This is a genomic window from Shewanella morhuae, assembly GCF_003028295.1.
In the GTDB taxonomy this organism is placed as follows: Bacteria; Pseudomonadota; Gammaproteobacteria; order Enterobacterales; family Shewanellaceae; genus Shewanella; species Shewanella morhuae.
Genome location: NZ_PYSG01000002.1, coordinates 2,570,504 through 2,589,696 on the forward strand (window position 1 = coordinate 2,570,504; position 19,193 = coordinate 2,589,696).

Here is a 19,193-nt window from a genome sequence, read left to right on the forward strand (position 1 = left end):
ACCACGGTATTTGATATGCCAAGCCTATTCAAAATATATTTGTCCGGTGTCATTAATACACCAATATCTAAAAATAAGGCGTTAAAAACAATAAAAAAAGGATGGTTTCCCATCCTTTTTTATCAGTTTAGCTCACAAATTTACCTTGTGAGCACAAGCCAGCCTAACGGCGACGACGCTGCAAACCAAACAGGGATAGTAAGGCTAAGCCTAAGTAGCCCAAAGCACCGCCATCATTTTTAGGTTTAGGTGTCGGTGTGGGGGTCACAACAGGGGCAGGATAGCTTAAGGCAACAATCACAGGATCGTGATCTGATGCCGAGAAAGCATTTTCAGATTTGGCCAACTTACCAGAGAACTTTTTACCATATTCAAACAGGTTAGATTCTACTGAGTTGATGTGCCAATCCTCAATATCCACTAAACGATTAGCAAGGCTAGCATTAGCTAAAGCGTGGTCTAAGTTACCTAACTCACCGTTATAGCTGTAAGAATATGTGCCTACGCCATGAGCTTTAGTGTTGAGGTTGATCAAGCCATAACCTTTTTCAATCTTACTACCTTGGCGTTCAAACACTTTGCCATCAAGCGTCGTCCAAGAAGCCGTCATGATGTCACGATCTGACTTGCTCGCATCAAAGTCAGTCAGCACTCGGATTGGATCTTCCATACCGTAGGCGTTCATATCACCAATCACCAGTATATCGCCCTTAACGTCTTTTAGCGTTTCACCCAACACTTTAGCCGCGGATACACGGAAAGCATTACACTTGCCCTGTTGATCGGCTGGATCAATTGAGTCTTCGAAATTAATCCAATCTTCTAAGCATCCTGAACCTTTAGATTTGAGATGGTTAACAACAACAGTTAAGGATTCGTTATGGATCTTAAATGCCTGCGCTAAGCTGTGACGTTGGTAAGCATCGTTACCCGGATTTACCTCAGCTTTATCATCTTTAGTGCGCGTGACAGAACCAGCACTAGCATATTGTTCAGGGGTTATAATCGTTTGGGCTGCGCCCGCTAAGGCCACTTTGCCGCCACGATATAACATGCCGACGGTAATCGCGTCAGTACCAAAGTATTGACCGTCATATTTATCGGCATCTGCAATTTCAACAAAACTATAAGCATTTTCAGGCGTTTGTTTGTCATTCAGCGCATCAACCAAATCCTTAATCGCGCTTTTTTCGCCAAAACCGTTGTTAGCAATTTCCATCAAACCAACAATATCGGCGTTCATGGCAGTAATTGCGCTAACAATTTTAGTGCGTTGCAACACCATTTCTTCAAGCGTTAATGCGCCACGATTGCTACCAGATGGATTGGTGTTGCCACCATCGACATCGTTAAAAAAGTTCAACACGTTAAAGCTGGCAACGCGAATATCACCTTTAGTCGCAACGCTGGGCGCATCGGTTCTGTCATCACCACGAATAAAATCACCCGCTGTAATTTTGTTAGTTGCCACTAAACGATAAGCGCCGTAGCTATAACCAATAACACCCTGCAGATTAGTCAGTTGATCGCCCACACGGATGTAACCCGTTTCCACGTTGAAATCGGGGAAGTATGGGATCTCGCCATCGGCAGGTTTGTAATCGGACTCAATAAAAAGTTGGTTTTCTAGGTTAGACTTAACTAACGCTGTCGCTTCAGCAGAAAGTGCAGGGTATAACTGTGTTGGTTTCATCAAAGGCGCTTGATAAGACACTAACATGTTGTTGCGGCTACCTGCATAGTCAAAGCTAAAGGTACGGCTAATCTTAAGATCGCTACCCGCATCTAACACAACATTCATACCTTCATAGCGCTCTAACGCTTGGGCTAACGTTTCACCATCGGCCACATAAAATGGTACTGGGGCAGGAACATCACCTTTAGCGCCGACTTCAAATTTTTTATCGGCCTTAATATCGATTTGAGTTAAGCCAAAGTATTCTTTTACCTTACCCTGTACGCAAACTTCGACTCCTGGTTGAATCGATTCAGGTACGGCTTCACCTAAGAATACAAATACGCCATCGGAGGTATACGGTGAGTTATCACCTTTAACTTCTTGTAAATAAAAACCTTTAAATAAACTTTCGCCGCGGGCAGTAACTACGCCGCGCACGGTCACTTCAGCTTCAGATTCAAATGCTCCTTCAGAAACATACGGGCTAGACTCACCCGCACCTTGCACTTGATATATAGGTACAATTTTAGCGCCAGTGCAGCTAAAGACGGGAGTTTCTGGCTCTGCCGGCGTGTCTAGTGAACCTAAACCGGAGAAGGTATCTTTAGGTAATTGTTCCCACTGCGCCGCGTTGAATACTGTATTGGCGATTAATGAATCTAACTTACGCTTTAGGGTAACGTCTAATCCCCAACCGACAGGAGTTGGCACATCGCCAATAATATCAACAATTGCATCATCTTTAAGCAGAGCAACGGCATCACCACCATTAAAGCTTAAACTACCAGAGTAACTATCTACGCCTTGAGGAAGCGTAATTGCGCCAGCCGTATTTAAAATGACTTTAGTGGATTTAGATTTGATCGATTGACCATCGAGTGCCACCATATCTAATGCTGTGGTTGCACCATCTTTATAACGGACCAGTTTATAACCCGCAAGATCAATTGCTGTATCGCCGCTGTTATAAAGTTCAATTGCTTTGTTATTTGAGCTACCTTCAACATACTCGGTAATCATCACATCGGCGCTTGCCATCATAGGCAAAGCCGCCGCGACAGCTAAAGAAACAGCCGTTAATTTTTTAACATTTTCCATATTACCAACCCCATTATTATAATATTACCGCTAACGTTCTGTTAACGTGCAAAGGGATTATTCCAGAGTTGGATGTGAAAAAACAGAGGTGCAGCTCGCACATTACAAACGTAACATATTGATGAGTAAGTTGTTATGCGTAAATGCTTGTTCATAAAACAGAACAGCATAATAAATTAAAAACATTAACCATGTAAAAACAATCAGTAAGCAAAATACATGTCAGATGAAATCTGTCGTTGAATACAACAAATTATGAACAACATTTTGATATGATATTTTTAAGACATTATTCGGTATGGGGTACTTATTAATAAATAAGAAACAGGATGCTTTAGATACATAAAAATATCATTAAAGCTTAATTTAGTGTTCATTATTTTGAAATGTAATTGCAGTTAACACTGATGGCGATATGTTTACTGCAACGGTAATAAATAAGAAATGAAACATTATAAAAGTCTGTAAACCCGTTAATTCTAAGTATTAAGTTAAGTCAGAATTCTGATAATTATTTTTAAAAGACAAAAAAATACCGCCCATTAAGGAGCGGTATTATTAATGGCTATATTATATGGCCAATTATTTTTTCGCAGGCTCAACAGCAGGTTCAACGGCTGCTTTTTCAACTGACTTTAATTCAACTTCAAAAATCAGTGTTGAGTTTGGTGGAATAGTACCAGTATCGCGATCACCATAAGCTAGGCTTGATGGGATAACAAACTTAAACTTAGCACCAACAGGCATTAACTGAACGCCTTCTGTCCAACCAGGAATCACGCGATTTAGCGGGAACTTAGCCGTTTCGCCACGCTTGTAAGAGCTATCAAACTCAGTGCCATCGAGTAAAGTACCCACATAATCCACTTCTACAGTGTCTTCAGCTGCTGGCTTTTCGCCCGTTGCTGGCGTTAATACTTCATATTGCAAGCCCGACTCAGTGGTAACAACACCAGGCTTCGCTTTATTTTCTTCTAGGTATTTTTTACCATCTTCAATATTTTTTGCAGAAATGGCAGTAGCTTGTTCCTGACGCTTATCGTTTAGTTTTTTATCTAAACTCTGAAGAATGGTTTGCATATCTTCTTCAGTTAATTTCAACTGGTCATTCAAGCCATTAGTGAAACCAGTGACAATTAAAGTGCGATCTACTGGTAGACCTAACTCTTCTTGCTCTTTAATGTGACCTGACATGTAGCGACCGATTGAAGCGCCGACACTGTAAGCTTCTTTTTGCGCTTCTGTCGTTAACTCAACATTAGCACCAGCACTTTCTGTTTTTTCTTCTTTATTACAAGCAGATAGCCCAATAATGGCCAATGCTACTAACGATAATTTATAAATCGATTTCATTAAAGCTTCCTCAGCATCCTCAAGCGGTTACAATAACCTAAGCGCGACAACTTTATCCTAATTATCTCGGTTATACCAACTAGATTCTTTACGGGTTAACAGTGATTAATCTCACTTGATCAACTATAAAGACAGCAACTTAGGGAGCAAGTTCATGAAGAAAAACCTACTGCTGGTAATTTGTACGGTTCTTCTTGCTGCTTGTCACCCCAAAGCAGAAGATATTAGCGTGCTCACCACAGAACCAAGCTATAGCGCTAGCTTGTCAAGTAATGGGCAATTTGCCCTAGTTGCAACCCAAAGTAGCGGAGTGCAATGTTGGGATCTCAATACTCATACACTTAAATACCAATGGATACATGGCAATATCAATACCGGAGTCACTGGCACAGCAATTTCTCCCAATGGGATATTTGCCGCGTCCCTAAGCCGAGATTCTGTCGCTATGTGGAAAATTGCCGATGGTAAATCTTTAGGTTGGTGGTCTTTACCTTCATCCGGTGAAAGCGTCGCAATAGCAGACAATGGTGCGCTGCTTATTGGTTTAAGCGATGGTTCGGTGATGTCGCTCAATGCAGCCCAAAGTGCTTTAATCCAATTTCTTGGTCATAAAGATCGCGTTAATAGCGTGGCACTCTCCGCAGATGGCCGTATAGCATTAACGGGCTCAAATGATATGCAAGCAATCCTTTGGCAAGCACAAACCGGACAACCGTTACATACCTGGACCTTAGACAGCCGTATAACCAAAGTGGCACTTAACGATAGTGGCAGTTTAAGCTTTACCAATGGCAGTACCAATGAAGCAAAAATTTGGGATAGCGCTAGTGGTAATTTATTAAATAAACTGGATATTCAGCGCCGGCAAATGAACTTTTCGGCGGTAAGGTTTGTCAATCAAGATAGCCAAATACTCACAGGAACCCCCGCCAGAGAAGTGATACTCTGGCAACGAGATACCGGTAAGGAAATCGGCAAATGGCAGATTTCACTTACTAAAAACAGCCAAAGTCGAGGAGCCGTTGTATACTCAGTAGCAATTAGAGATACCAATAAAATCGTTAGTATCAGTAGCCAAGGCTTAGTTGAAACTTGGCAGCAATAGAGGTTAGTCATGCAAGGCGTACAAACACAGATTGAAGAGCTAGAAACTAAATTGGCTTTTCAGGAGCTCACCGTCGAAGAATTAAACCAAGAAGTGATCAAGTTAAATCGACTCGTCTCCCATCAGCAGCACCAAATTCATATGTTAATTGGTAAGTTGCAAGACATGGAGCCGAGTAATATGGCCACTCAGGCTGAAGAAACGCCGCCACCACATTATTAACCTAATACTGTTAGTGAAGACTTTGATTAACTGGCGGGCAACGCAAAATATCCAGGGAATGCGATGTTGACATTTTTAAGACCCACACCTCCCGTTTTATTACCCATAGCGTTAGTGGGTGAAGACATTCTCACGCAACGGGCCATCACGGTGCAACACTTTGACGCGGCGCTTACTGAGTTTGCCGAGCAAATGTCTGCCAGTATGACCGCGGCCCAAGGTGTTGGCATTGCAGCCCCGCAAGTACACAGCCCTTTAGCCCTATTTATTATGGCTTCACGCCCCAACGAACGTTATCCCGATGCACCGAACATGGCGCCTGTGGTGGTGGTTAATCCGCGCATTGTTTATGCTTCGAGTGACTTAGTCGGCGGGGAAGAGGGTTGCCTGTCTGTGCCTGGACAAAGATTTAGCATACAAAGACATAAAACCATTGAAGTCCGTTATCAGAATTTACAAGGCGAGTGGCAACAGGCAAAATTAACTGACTTTATTGCACGTATTTTTCAACATGAATTCGATCACCTTCAAGGGATCACCTTGCTTGAGCGTTCGCGGATGCCAGAACAAACACACACTTTGTCAACCCAACCTACTACCGTAAAAGGTGAAGCACAATAATGAAACTGTCCTTCGTTACCCCTTTATGCCGACCTTTTACAGTGCCAGTATTAACGCTAGGTTTAGTATTAGGCTTATCAGGATGCGCTTACAACAGTATTTTTATTAATTATCCTGCACAAATTGAGCCGATTAAACAGCAACTTAATAGTGCAACTCCCTTGGCGGATATTGATAAACTAACAAGTAATATCACAGGTAAAGATGCCCTACTCTACGCCCAAGAAGCTGGCCGTATAACCCAAGTAGCAGGTGACTTTGCGCGCAGTAAACAATATTACCAACAAGCGGTCGATGCCTATATCGCCTTTGATGATAAAGCCAAAATTAGTGCTAGCGGCATTGGCGCCACCGCAAGTAGTTTAGTGTTAAACGATAATGCAATCCCCTATCGAGGGCCTGGATATGAACGTATTATGTTGCATCAATATCAGGCACTTAACTATTTGTTTAGTGGCGATTATCAAGGCGCTTTAGTTGAGGTTCGTCGCAGTAACGAGCTGCAAAGTAGCGAGCAAGAGCGCTATCAAAAATCACAACAGTCAGTACAAGCCATGGCAAACGGCACTATCGATGCCGAAGTGAACAAGCTAGGTCAGGCGGCAGGGACAGTGACCAGCTCCTTCTTAAACGCCTACAGTTATTACACTACTGGTCTGCTGCATGAAGTGTTGGGCGAGCCTAATGATGCTTATATCGATTATCGTAAAGCCGCACAAATCACTCCCGATAATACTTATTTACAACAAGATCTTGTGCGCCTAGCTAAGCAACTTGCTATGCCACAATATGATGAGTTTAAACGCCGTTGGGGTGATGCTAAGCTACCTAATCCACAGGATGGCCAAGTTATTTTGATGGTCGAGCGTGGCTTTGTGCCCGCAAAACAATCTCTCACAGTACCCTTTACCATCCACGGCAACTGGCAGACCGTGTCGTTAGCGACTTATATGCCAAACAATACTTTTGTACCAGAGACGCAAGTACAAGGCTTAGGTACAGTGCTGAAAACAGAACCAATTGCTAATATAGATGCGTTAGCTATCACTGCACTGAAAGAAGAACTGCCCGCCACGTTAGTGCGCCAAGTGGCTCGGGTGTACGCTAAGTCGGAAATGGCCTATCAAGTTGAAAAAAGTGGCAGCCCTGGTAATAATGCCGCGAATATCGGAAGTATTGCCATGCAGATTTTTAACGTAGTAACAGAGCAAGCTGACCGCCGTAGTTGGTTAACGCTTCCAAAACAAGCACAAATCGGGCGGCGTTATCTAAACGCAGGTGAATACACTTTGCAGATAGATAAAGCGCCACCGGCAAAAATTGATGTTGCAGCAGGCAAAACCACTCTAGTCTGGGCAATTGATACTGGTAATTACACCCGTATTTATTCAATAATCATCTAGTCTAGCGCAAGATGAATTTGGATAAGACGCGTGTTATTGGGTTTATACAATCACAAAATGGAACTGACTATGAAACAATTTAAACTGATTTTTGTGCTGGCTGCGGTGATCGGGCTGGCTGCATGTCAATCTAAAGTTGAGTATGGCGATGCCACCGAAGTTGAAACCGTCAACGAAAACTTTGGCTCAACCGATCTTCAAGCTATTGCGGCCAAAATGGTCGATAGCATGATGACATTCCCACCGATTGTGGCAATGACAGCCAACAATCGCCCGATTCTGTTCGTCGATAGCATCAAAAATAAAACCTCTGAGCATATCGATACCGAATCAGTGACCGATACTATCAGTAACAAACTATTACGTTCAGGTAAGTTCCGTTTTATCGATATGACCAAAGTAGATGCCGTTCGTAAGCAGCTAGATTACCAAAACAACACTGGCATGGTTGATCCCTCAACTGCTATTAAGTTTGGTCGTCAAATCGGCGCTCAATACATGTTATACGGCAATTTATCCAGCATCGTTAAGCAAGACGGTAGCACTAAAGACGTGTACTACAAGATGACAATGCGTTTAATGGATTTAGAAACAGGCTTAATTGAATGGTCTGATGAAAAAGAAATCCGTAAAACAAAGTCTAAGTCTTTCTTGGGCTTATAATTATCTTATCGAACTCAATACTGCACGTATCGAGTTTTCACAAAGCCAGCTTAAATGCTGGCTTTTTTTACATATTTAACATTGGTTATCCTAGGTAAATAAGGTAGTGTACTCGGCCAAAATACCCTGCAATGATGATGCTATAAATTACCCCTGCTGCCAGCTAAGGGCTCACCTTAGCCATGCAAGCTTGTGTGATAGCGACCGCTCACTCTGCAGCTTAAAAATCAATTTTTGAAGGATTTAAGTTGTGAACTTGTTTAAAGCCAGTTTGGTTGCCCTTACCTGTAGTGTATTAATGTCGTGCGCAACCCATAGCACGCTGAATACCGCACCGCGCGATACCAGTGCTTATATCAGTCAATATCAGGCGGCACTTCGCTCACAGGTCATTTCAGATGTTCGTTATGAACTGGATTTTAAACTCACGGGTGAGGCTGAGTTTTCTGCCACGTCAAAGGTCACATTTAGGTTAAGTGAAGTCCCAAAACAGTTAAGCCTAGACTTAAATAAAGCACAGATAAAACGATTTTTAATCAATGGCACAGCGATATACCCCAACTATAATGGCGCCTACATCAGTTTAAATACGCGTCTACTAACCTCGGGAGAAAACACTGTTGAGGTGCAATTTACCCGCGCTCACAGTACCAACGGTGAAGGTTTACATCGTTTCCAAGATCCGGTAGATGGCAAAGTTTATCTTTATTCTCATTTTGAACCCGCTGCAGCTCAACAGATGTTTGCGGTGTTTGATCAACCCGATATCAAAGCTAACTATCAAATTACTGTCACCGCCCCTAAAGACTGGCAAGTGATTAGCTCAATGCGTGAAACACAAGTCACTCCAGCAGGTGCTTATAACCGCTGGAGCTTTCCTGACACGCCTAAACTGAGTCCGTATAACTTCTCGATGCACGCTGGCCCCTACCATGTGTGGCAAGATAATTCAGGTCGTTATCCAATGCGTTTATTTGCCCGTGAATCAGTGGCAAATCAAGTGACACCACAAGATTGGTTTACCTACACTAAACAAGGGTTAACTTTCTTTGATAACTACTTTGGCATTGCTTACCCGTTTAAGAAATACGATCAAATTCTAGTGCCAGACTTTCTCTATGGCGCCATGGAAAACGCAGCCGCAGTGACTTTTTCTGAAGATATTTTCCTGCATAAAGCGGCGATGACAGCCGATCAAAAGCAAAGTCTTGCTGGCGTTATCATGCACGAAATGGCACATCAATGGTTTGGCGATCTCGTCACCATGAAATGGTGGAATGGTCTATGGCTTAATGAAAGCTTTGCTTCTTTCATGGGCACACTCGCGACTCAAGAAGCAACTGAGTTTACTAATGCGTGGCGTAATTTTTATGCCACCGGTAAACAAAAAGCCTACGAGCAAGATAGCCTAGTCACCACTCACCCCATTGAAGTGCCTGTCGCGACAACCCAAAATGCCTTTGATAATATCGATGCGATTACTTATCAAAAAGGCGCATCAACACTAAAACAACTGCGCCACTTGCTAGGCGATATGGTGTTTCGCCGTGGCGTAAGTAATTATTTAAAGCAATACAGCTATCAAAATGCTGAATTAGACGATTTTATCAATAGCCTCAGTAAAGCCGCAGGCCGTGATTTAACCGCGTGGACTCAAGAATGGCTCTATAGCGCTGGTGTCAATACGATTAAAGCGGAATACCGTTGTAATGGTAACCGCATTAGCGCGTTTAGTCTGGTGCAGCTGCCAGCAAGTGCTGAACTGCCCACCTTGCGCGAACAAAAAGTTCAAGTGGCCCTGTTTACTCAATCACGTTCTGGCTTGAGAAATGACATTACCGTGCCTGTGACTTACAAGGGCAGCCGTACTGAAGTCAGCCAACTGGTTGGCGAACGCTGCCCTGATTTAGTGTATCCAAACTTTGATGATTGGGGTTTTGTCAAAGTAGAGCTCGATAAAAAATCCTTTAAAACTGCTCAGCAACAACTGAGTAATGTATCAGATCCACTGCTGCGTTCTATGCTATGGCAAAGCCTGTGGGACAGTGTTCGCGAGGGGAAATTAAGCCTAGAACAATATCTCAGTACTGTTTTTGTGAACGCGCCAGCAGAGTCTGATTACACTATCGTCGGTCAGATTATTGATAGCATGTTGCGCTCAAAGGAATATTTAGCGCAAATTGCACCGATTCAACAAAATTACGCTGAAAATGCCATCAAAGGCTTAAGCCAAATGAGCCTGAGAAAGACGATGGAAAGTAAAGACGATAATGACTTTCAGCGCCGCTGGTTTAATGCCTATGTCAGTTTAGCGAGCGATAGGGATTCACTGCGTCATTTAGCGCAGCTACTGGACGGCGATACCAAAATTAAAGGATTAACCTTAGATCAAGATTTACGTTGGGCAATCATTATTCAACTGAATCGTTATGATTTCCCCAATGCATTGCAGCGTTTAAACACTGAAGCTGCAAAAGATAATTCTGATGCAGGCGAAAAAGCGGCACTTGCTGCAGAGGTTATTCGCCCAGAGGCTAGCGCAAAACGTCGTTGGTTAAGTAAAGTCCACCAAGACAGCTTGCCCTTTGCTAAACAACGGATTGTCATGGCCAACCTTTATCCTGCAGAGCAAAAGCTATTAAGTGCAGCAACCGCTGAAGAACGCCTGTCGAGCTTAAACGATATGGACAAAAAAGGGCCGGTATTTATGCGCAACTACGGTTACAACCTGATCCCTACAGATTGTAATTACACAAGTATTGCAGCATTAAATAACGTCCTCGATAGTCAAACTGGATTATCGAATCTCGCTCGCCGCACTTTACTCGAGACCCGCCAAAAAGAGCAGCGTTGTGTACTCATAAAAAATACTATGGCTCACTAAACTAAGCCATACCCTAAAGAAGAGGCGTTACTGAGCCTCTTCTTTATTAATGGGGAGAATTATTATAAAAATGGATTAATTTATCTAACGGTAATGGCTCCGCGTAAAAATAACCTTGATGAAGGTATACACCTTTAGCGGCGAGATAATCAACTTGCACTTGAGTTTCAACGCCTTCTGCCACCATATCCATATTTGATTCGTGGCCAAAAGCAATAATGGCATCCAATACCGCGCCTTTTAAATCTTCGGTGCCAATGGTATCGATAAACATCTTATCGATTTTAATACTGTTAATACCCAGCTGATGTAAATAACTAAAACCGCCAAAACCCGTACCGAAATCGTCAAGCTTAAAGCCATGGCATAAGGGGGAAGCAGCGCTAATTTCAGCTAATGCTAACTCAAATTCGGTGATCGGTTTACGCTCTGTTAACTCAAATGAAATCCGCTTTACTCGCACATCTTGATGGGATAAAAGCCATTTACTGAGTAGACCAGCCTCTAAATGTTGCGCAATAATATTGACGCTTACCCACCCCTTAAGTTGCGGTAAATCCAGATAAACCTGCTCAAGTAAGTGTTCAGTTATCGGTAAAATCAAACCTGAGTCTTCGGCATAGGGAATAAACTGATTGGGATGAACTAACACCCCATCCAGTCTACGCCAACGCACTAACATCTCTTGACCGACAACTTGCCCAGTGCGGCAATCAATAACGACTTGATAATATGGGACGAACTCTTTACGTTTCAAGCCATTTTGAATCAGAGTATCTGTCGAGACTCGAGCAGAAAACCAATTCCAATAAAAGATCACCGCGATGCTGGACAGCAGTAACGCCATAATCAACAGAAACATTGCTATTGTTAGCCCAATTTTTTGGTACTGCTTATCACCCGCCCTTAAGATAAAATTCGCATCAAGCACTTCATCATAGTATGATTTTTCTATTAATATTCGCCGTTGACTTAAGACATCCACACCGCGCTCAAGCGATTTAAGACCACGATAATTAATTTGCAGCTGATAACAATCATGGCACAGCGTTGATAGTAGATTGTTAGTCACAGAACCGTTGGTTAATACGACTAATTGATGCGGGCCTAAAGGAAATATAAATATCAAACTACGAGCACGATCATCGGCCGCGATTATCGTCGCAATCATAATCGACTGTTCAGCGACTTGCAGCGTACGACGTTGATCAATTTGATAGTTCAGGGCTGGACCAATATTGGAGCACTTTACTCCATTGTCCAATTCAAGCTGAATAAACCTCACCGTAACAGGGCTTAATAAATGACTATTGAGTTGGCTAACATCATCTTCTGAACAGGTAAAAGATAGCGTAGCAAAGGGCGATTTTATATTAATCCGCTCAAAAGCTTGTAAACCTTTTGCAAAAGTATGATGAATTTCATCAAGATCTCGTATCACTCTCCTTTCCATTACTACAGCAGTTAACCAAGAGTGCACTAAGGCTGCGATTAGCAGCGGAGAGAGAAATAACAAGGCTGTATGCAGCCAACGATTTAAACACCAGCTCGGTAAAATCCATTTCATACTGCAACACCCACTCAATATAAATTGATGTTTGATGAATGATAGAAATACAGCCTTCAGTGCTGTGTCATTCTCCATAACATTTACGTTATTTAAGACTATATTGTATTTGAGGAAATAACTGGCTTTACTGTCGGCTTAATCTCTGCCTCTCTAATCCAGGTTATCAGTATACAAGTACTGAAGATTCGACATCGTTAAATCAAGGTTATTCGTACTGGACTATCTCATTCATGTCTAATGTTTTTGCGATTACAGTCGCTATACTAGAACAAAGCCAAAATGATAACTAAATGTTAAAGGTAATAAATTATGCAAACAACACTCAAAGCAAGACTGCTGTTAAGCAGCCTTTTTGCAGTACTGCTCACGATTGCAGTGCTAGTCAGCATATCCAGTTATTTCATTAGAAATAATGCATTGATAAATACTCAAAACGAGATTGATCAATTAGCCAATACTTTTGCGCAAGGGATTGGTTTATGGGTACAAGATAGAAAGACAGCCATAACGAGCTTGAAGAAAACTATCGAAGCAAATCCTAATACTGACGTTACACCATTTTTACTACAAGCCCATAATGCTATGGGCTTTGCCCTCACCTACTATGGTGACGAGCAAGGTAATATGTACCGCCAAGATCCAGCGCTATATGTAGCAAATTATGACCCTAGAGTTCGGAGCTGGTACACAGATGCAAAGGCTGCTAATGCGACAATCATGACTGCCCCATATATCAGCGCAACATTAAAAAAACAAGTTGTCACTATTGCTGAGCCAGTGATGACTGCGGGGAAACTAATAGGTGTTGCAGCGGCTAACTTAACCATAGATCAGTTAACAGATGCAGTACAACGCTTAGAAGTACCAGGTAAAGGTTATGCATTGATGGTTGATAATAAAGGACTTATCATCAGCCACCCTAATAGTCAGCTAAATACTCAACAACTGACTAAAATTGATGATAATTTTAGTAACAGCTGGTTAGCACTGCGTACCAATGCCAATACTATGGAAGAACGTACCCTCGATGGGGCGACTAAATTAGTCTATGTAGCAGCAATTCCATCAACGGATTGGGCGCTAGTATTCGTGATGGATAAAAAAGAAATAATGACAAACGCCACGACATTAGCTTGGTGGATGTCTGCCGTGGGTATCGCTCTTTTAATACTATTTGGTTTAATTTTATTCGCTATATTCAAAGTACAATTTAAAGACCTCGAACGCGTTGCTCAAGCCCTCAATGACATAGCCGAAGGTGAAGGTGATTTGACCGTGCGTATTCATACAGCAAACAAGCACGATGAAATTGGTATGTTAGCATCGGGCTTTAACCGCTTTGTCGAACGCCTTCACGGCATGATCTCTCGCATGCATAAGATTGCAGGTCAACTCGAGTATCAAGCCAAAGGCAGCAGTGCATCGGCAACCGATAACAGCCAGCGTATTGAAGTACAACAGGATGAAGTGACAATGGTAGCCACCGCCGTGACCGAAATGGCCAGCGCAACCGAAGAAATTGCCAGCAATGCAGAGCATACAGCGCAGACAGCACAAAATGCGGTTGGGCTGTCAAATAATGGTCATAAACAAGTCGCCCAAAGCCAACTATCCATCCGTAATTTAGCCAGTGAAGTTGAAACTGCTGGGCGTATTATTGGTGAGCTGAATGAGCACTCACAAAAAATTAACAGTATCTTGCTGACTATCAGTGGTATCGCCGAGCAAACCAACTTACTCGCACTTAATGCAGCCATTGAAGCCGCACGAGCAGGTGAACAAGGTCGTGGCTTTGCAGTAGTTGCAGATGAGGTTCGTGTACTGTCACAGCGCACTCATTCATCGACACAAGAAATTCAGGCGATGATCGAAACCTTACAACAAACTGCAGCCAAAGCCGTTAAGTCTATGACTCAGAGCCATGAAATGGCAGAAACTAGCGTGAATGATGCCAATTCAGCCAGCGAAAGTTTAATACTCATCAGCAAAGCGATTAATGATATTTCAGATATGGCTAGCCAGATAGCAACAGCAGCGGAAGAACAAACTTCGGTCACTAGCGAAATTAATCGCAATACTGAGTCGATTCGTGAGGTATCGGAAAACCTTTCGATTGAAGCACAAACCTCTATGGTCCAAGCTCAAGAACTAGCACATTTAGCTGCGTCACTACAGCAGGAAGTGAATAGCTTTAAGCTTTAAAGCAAGACGCTACCTGACCGCTAGTATAATAATACCCGCGAATGTCACTGATATTCGCGGGTATTTAATTAGTGACGTTATGCTTTTTAACTCTTAGTTGTTAAACGATAAAATGGTTCTAACCCAATAAATCATCTAAATAAATTGGGCTTAATTCATTTTAGCCGCGACTTCATCGGGAGCATCAAAGTCAGAACGAACTGATTGAGACATCACATGTACGGTTCTTAATCCTTGATAGCCCATTTCAATTCGATTTCCGCCATTCTTTTTTGCTTTATACATAGCTGCATCTGCACAGGAAAGTAACTGCTTTTCATCCAAGCCATGCTCTGGATACAAGGCAATGCCAATACTTGGCAGTATGAATTGCTGTTGTTCAGCAAGTTCAAAAGGTTGATTCAATGCTTGTAATATTTTTTGAGCAGCAATCAAAGTATTCTGAGCAGAGTCAACACGTTCGAGTAAAATAACAAACTCATCCCCGCCAAAACGTGCAACCGTATCAGTGCCCCTCACACAACTCACTATCCGCTGGGCTGTTTCTTGCAGTAATAAATCCCCCACGCTGTGTCCAAAGGTGTCATTAATCCATTTAAATTTATCTAAGTCCAAGTAAAGCAAGGAGAAGTAACTTGATTCTCTATGAGCGCGATATAACGCCTTTTGAAACCTATCATAGAAGAGCTCTCTATTGGGTAACTGTGTCAGTTGATCATAAAGTGCAATATGCTCTAGCCGGGCAAGCATCTGGCGGCGCTCAATAGCAAAGGCAATTTGTGTCGATACAAATTCCAATAGTTCACGGTCTTGATGGGTATAAGAAGCAGAATCAGGCTCACTATGCATCATCAAAGCACCAATAACGCCTTTTTGTAGTTTTAACGGCACGCCTAGCCAGCTTAAATTGTGACTATCGAGCTCCTCCTGCATCATCTCGGGATAGCCAGCTAAACATGATGGACACAGTAATAATGATTCTGCACTGTGGATAACTTGCTCTGTGAATACACAAAAACGACTAATATCAAGATGTGTATTCTCTTGGGCCGTCACTTTATAGGGGAAACTGAGATCGTTTAAATCTTGATCATACAATGCGATAGCAAAATTTGTAGCCGGTAGGAGTTTAGCAATAATTTCGTGAATTCTGCGATATAGCGCAAGGAGATCTTCTGCAACATGCACGGCTTCAGAAATCTGGTATAAGGCGGCTTGTCTGCGCTCTGCATTTCTGTTTTTAGTGACATCTCTGGCAACGGCTACCCGCTGTTGGTAAGTCTCAGACCAACGGGCAGACCATAGAATATCAATAACAACACCATCTTTACGCACATAACGGTTTTCAAAATCGACTTTAAATCGACCTGCCATAATTTCATTAGCCGTTGCAAGGGTGCGCTCTCTATCCTCAGGTAAGACAAGCTCAAGCATTTGCATACCGACCATTTCGTCAGGAGTATAACCAAAGATACGCTCGGCTCCAGCACTAACAAACTCAAATCGTCCCGTTTTATCAACAACACAGATAGCATCTAAAAGAAGGTCTATAAAATTACTTAAGGAAGTGTAGCCATCATTATTCACACAAGGCTCCAATAAATATCGATAACCAGCTAAGTCTAATAATAAACGTAAATCATACTATTAGAGTAGGTTAATTATTTAAATCATTCCATGATAGTTCAGCTTAACTTAAACTAAATTCACAATAATCTGAACAAATGTACTGACGGATAATGTGTAGCTGCCCACTTAAGCTTAAATGAAATAACGTTAGCAGCATAAAACCAGATGATAACAACTAGGTTAAATCTCAACATTCCACAAACGCTAGTTAGACTGAAGGAATTTATTTTTGGAACAACGCTTTTCTTCCTCACATAATCCCACAAATTTACGCCTTGGACTTGCTATGTGGTCACACCCTCATTGGCAAGAGAGTATTTATGGCCAAGGGGTTAAGCAGGCTGAAAGGCTCGCACGCTATGCAACTATTTTTAATACTGTAGAAGGTAATACCAGTTTTTATGCTACGCCAGCACAGAAAACCGTGCTGAATTGGAACAGTGCCACGCCCGATGATTTTCGCTTTACCTTTAAGCTGCCGCAAACGATTACGCATCAAAAACGATTACAATATTGCGCCCAAGAATTAAAAGACTTCTTTCAAATTATGGCGCCATTAATCGACAAAACCGGCATGTGGAAAATTCAACTTCCAGCACATTTTGGCCCAGAGTTACTCTCTGTGCTGAACCAATTTTTAGAGCAAGTCCCACAGGGATTGACCTATGGTGTTGAGGTGCGGCACCCAGCTTTTTTCGCCAAAGGTGATGCAGAGCGAGAACTGAATCGATTATTAATAAAAAAGAAGGTCAATCGTATCATCATGGACAGCCGCCCACTCTTCGCCTTATCACCGAGTAACGTAGCTATTATCGATGCCCATAAGAAAAAACCGCGAGTCCCGGTGCATGCTATCGCGACCGCTAATCATCCTGTAGTACGTTTTATTGGGCAACCTGACGATGCCGTAGCGCAACTATCACAGCAAGGTGTTAGTGCTTTACCCAAAGATAACGATGTCTTTTTCGATAATTGGCTAGCCCAACTGCCGCAGTGGCTTAAAGAAGGACGAGAGCCCTATCTATTTATCCATACGCCCGATAATCACCACGCGCCCGAACTCGCGATTCGTTTATATCAAAAACTGCGAAACCAAATTGCAGCACAAATTCAACTCGCCGAGATAAACCTGCTTGAGAAAAAACCTGAAGTGACTAGCGCACAGATGGGACTCTCTTGGTAAACCTCTAAATCAAAACGCTAAGCGCTAACGCAGAAAATAGTGTTAGCACTTAGTATCGAACGAGATGACTGGATAAATGAACTAGCCAAAAAGTGTATTGGCGAGAATAAACACTCCAGCAGCCAGCAGCATAGTAATAGGTAACGTGAGTATCCAAGCGAGCATGATTTGCTTAATCGTTTGACTCTGTAAACCCGAACGATTTGCAACCATAGTGCCTGCCACAGCAGAGGACAAAATATGCGTTGTCGATACAGGCATCCCCGTTAAGCTTGCAATGCCAATCGAGGCCGCTGCGGTCACCTGCGCAGCAATACCTTGGCTATAAGTCATACTCGATGAGCCAATTTTTTCTCCAACGGTATAAACGATGCGTCGCCAGCCTACTAAGGTGCCACAACCCAGCGCTGTCGCAATGGCAATAATGACCCAAAGAGGCGCATATTCAGTGGTTTTAGTAAGGTCTTGACGCCACTTAGCTAACGAACGTAAATCTTTAGCGGGCAGATCTAATTTTGCGACTTGGCGAGCAGTATCATCAATACAGAGTAATAACCGTCGCACTTCTCGTCGTTCTTCTATGCTCATGTCTTTATAAGTCGAGACTTTGGTTAAGTGATGGTCGAGTCGTGACATCGCAGGCAAAACATTGGCTGAAGAGCAATGGGCTAACATATTGTCGGGGGCATTTAAAGTAGCATTAAAATCAATCATCTCAGCGATAACCGCTTGATTGCGATCGTAAATCGCCATAATGCGTCTATTCGCATCTTGCGTTTTTTCCAAATCGTAGGCTTGGCTACCCATATCCAAAGCGAAATAAGCTGGTGCAACACAAATAAGCACCAGCATCACTAAGCCAATGCCTTTCTGCCCATCGTTAGAACCATGGGCAAAACTTACGCCCATAGCAGAGACAATCAAACTTACCCTTGCCCAAAACGGCGGATGTTTCTTGCCATTGATTTGTATCTGTTCATCTGGGGTGCGATGAATTTTATGTTTCTTCCAAATCAATTTCATCACAAGTAGAAATATTGCGGCCATCACAAACCCTAACGTAGGAGAAATGATTAAGGACAACATGATTTGTGATGCTTTAGAAAGATTAATACCTTGTAGAATAGGTAGATGGTTCATCCATGCAAATGCCCCACCCACACCCATAATCGAGCCAATCAAGGTATGAGAGCTCGATGCCGGAATACCAAAATACCAAGTACCTAAGTTCCAGATAATGGCCGAAAATAACAACGAAAACACCATCAATAAACCTTGGCTAGAATCCATACCCAGCAAAGAGTCTACCGGCAGTAAATGCACTATCGCATAAGCAACGCCTAAGCCGCCTAACAACACACCAGCAAAGTTACATAATGCAGAGGAAACAACAGCGAGGTTTGCAGGCATAGCTTTGGTATAAATAACCGTTGCCACGGCATTGGCTGTGTCGTGAAAACCATTAATAAATTCGTATGCCAATACAAAAAGGACCGCAAGCACTAATCCCACTGACCAGCCAAAACCGAGTGTAGCGAACATCTCAAACATAAAATACTGACCCTAAATGGTAACGGCTACA

Annotated in this window: 13 protein-coding genes; 8 read left to right on the forward strand and 5 right to left on the reverse strand. The window is 42.6% G+C overall.

What is annotated here, in order from left to right:
- Positions 1 to 163: 163 nt before the first annotated feature.
- Positions 164 to 2,776: an extracellular exonuclease ExeM gene (exeM, locus tag C9I43_RS11825; RefSeq protein ID WP_107883578.1), complete on the reverse strand. Its 2,613-nt coding sequence runs from the start codon at positions 2,774 to 2,776 to the stop codon at positions 164 to 166.
- A 582-nt stretch (positions 2,777 to 3,358) separates the two neighbouring features.
- Positions 3,359 to 4,129: an FKBP-type peptidyl-prolyl cis-trans isomerase gene (gene fkpA / locus C9I43_RS11830; RefSeq protein WP_076496217.1), complete on the reverse strand. Its 771-nt coding sequence runs from the start codon at positions 4,127 to 4,129 to the stop codon at positions 3,359 to 3,361.
- Positions 4,130 to 4,283: 154 nt separating this feature from the next.
- On the opposite strand from fkpA, the gene C9I43_RS11835 reads away from it, so the two are divergent.
- The 6 genes from C9I43_RS11835 to pepN all read left to right on the forward strand — a co-directional run bounded on the left by C9I43_RS11835 (position 4,284) and on the right by pepN (position 11,027).
- Complete coding sequence (locus C9I43_RS11835) at positions 4,284 to 5,234, forward strand: WD40 repeat domain-containing protein (RefSeq protein ID WP_107883579.1); 951 nt, start codon at positions 4,284 to 4,286, stop codon at positions 5,232 to 5,234.
- A gap of 9 nt (positions 5,235 to 5,243) precedes the next feature.
- A complete protein-coding gene (locus tag C9I43_RS11840; protein ID WP_076496214.1) occupies positions 5,244 to 5,456 on the forward strand; it encodes a SlyX family protein in 213 nt (70 codons plus the stop codon).
- Between the two features lie 63 nt (positions 5,457 to 5,519).
- On the forward strand, positions 5,520 to 6,077 hold the full coding sequence (gene def / locus C9I43_RS11845; protein ID WP_107883580.1) for a peptide deformylase: 558 nt from the start codon (positions 5,520 to 5,522) through the stop codon (positions 6,075 to 6,077).
- Entirely contained in the window at positions 6,077 to 7,480 is a 1,404-nt protein-coding gene (locus tag C9I43_RS11850; RefSeq protein ID WP_107883581.1) for a COG3014 family protein, read from the forward strand. The genes def and C9I43_RS11850 overlap by 1 nt, the downstream gene beginning before the upstream one ends.
- Before the next feature lie 69 nt (positions 7,481 to 7,549).
- Positions 7,550 to 8,143, forward strand: coding sequence for a penicillin-binding protein activator LpoB (lpoB, locus tag C9I43_RS11855; protein ID WP_181317878.1), 594 nt, complete (start codon positions 7,550 to 7,552; stop codon positions 8,141 to 8,143).
- Between the two features lie 250 nt (positions 8,144 to 8,393).
- The gene (gene pepN / locus C9I43_RS11860; protein WP_107883582.1) at positions 8,394 to 11,027 is read left to right on the forward strand and encodes an aminopeptidase N; all 2,634 of its coding nucleotides are present in this window, start codon (positions 8,394 to 8,396) and stop codon (positions 11,025 to 11,027) included.
- A 46-nt stretch (positions 11,028 to 11,073) separates the two neighbouring features.
- Here the strand turns inward: pepN and C9I43_RS11865 are convergent, their stop codons facing one another.
- Positions 11,074 to 12,594, reverse strand: coding sequence for an EAL domain-containing protein (locus tag C9I43_RS11865; RefSeq protein WP_107883583.1), 1,521 nt, complete (start codon positions 12,592 to 12,594; stop codon positions 11,074 to 11,076).
- A gap of 312 nt (positions 12,595 to 12,906) precedes the next feature.
- Between C9I43_RS11865 and C9I43_RS11870 the strand changes: the two genes are divergently transcribed.
- A complete protein-coding gene (locus C9I43_RS11870) occupies positions 12,907 to 14,799 on the forward strand; it encodes a methyl-accepting chemotaxis protein (RefSeq protein ID WP_107883584.1) in 1,893 nt (630 codons plus the stop codon).
- 150 nt (positions 14,800 to 14,949) lie between these two features.
- Here C9I43_RS11870 and C9I43_RS11875 read toward each other — a convergent pair whose 3' ends face one another.
- Complete coding sequence (locus C9I43_RS11875) at positions 14,950 to 16,386, reverse strand: sensor domain-containing protein (protein WP_107883585.1); 1,437 nt, start codon at positions 16,384 to 16,386, stop codon at positions 14,950 to 14,952.
- Positions 16,387 to 16,657: 271 nt separating this feature from the next.
- On the opposite strand from C9I43_RS11875, the gene C9I43_RS11880 reads away from it, so the two are divergent.
- A complete protein-coding gene (locus C9I43_RS11880; protein WP_507028874.1) occupies positions 16,658 to 17,611 on the forward strand; it encodes a DUF72 domain-containing protein in 954 nt (317 codons plus the stop codon).
- 81 nt (positions 17,612 to 17,692) lie between these two features.
- Here C9I43_RS11880 and C9I43_RS11885 read toward each other — a convergent pair whose 3' ends face one another.
- Positions 17,693 to 19,162 (reverse strand): inorganic phosphate transporter, encoded by a 1,470-nt coding sequence (locus tag C9I43_RS11885; protein WP_107883586.1) that lies wholly within the window; start codon positions 19,160 to 19,162, stop codon positions 17,693 to 17,695.
- Between the last annotated feature and the right edge of the window lie 31 nt (positions 19,163 to 19,193).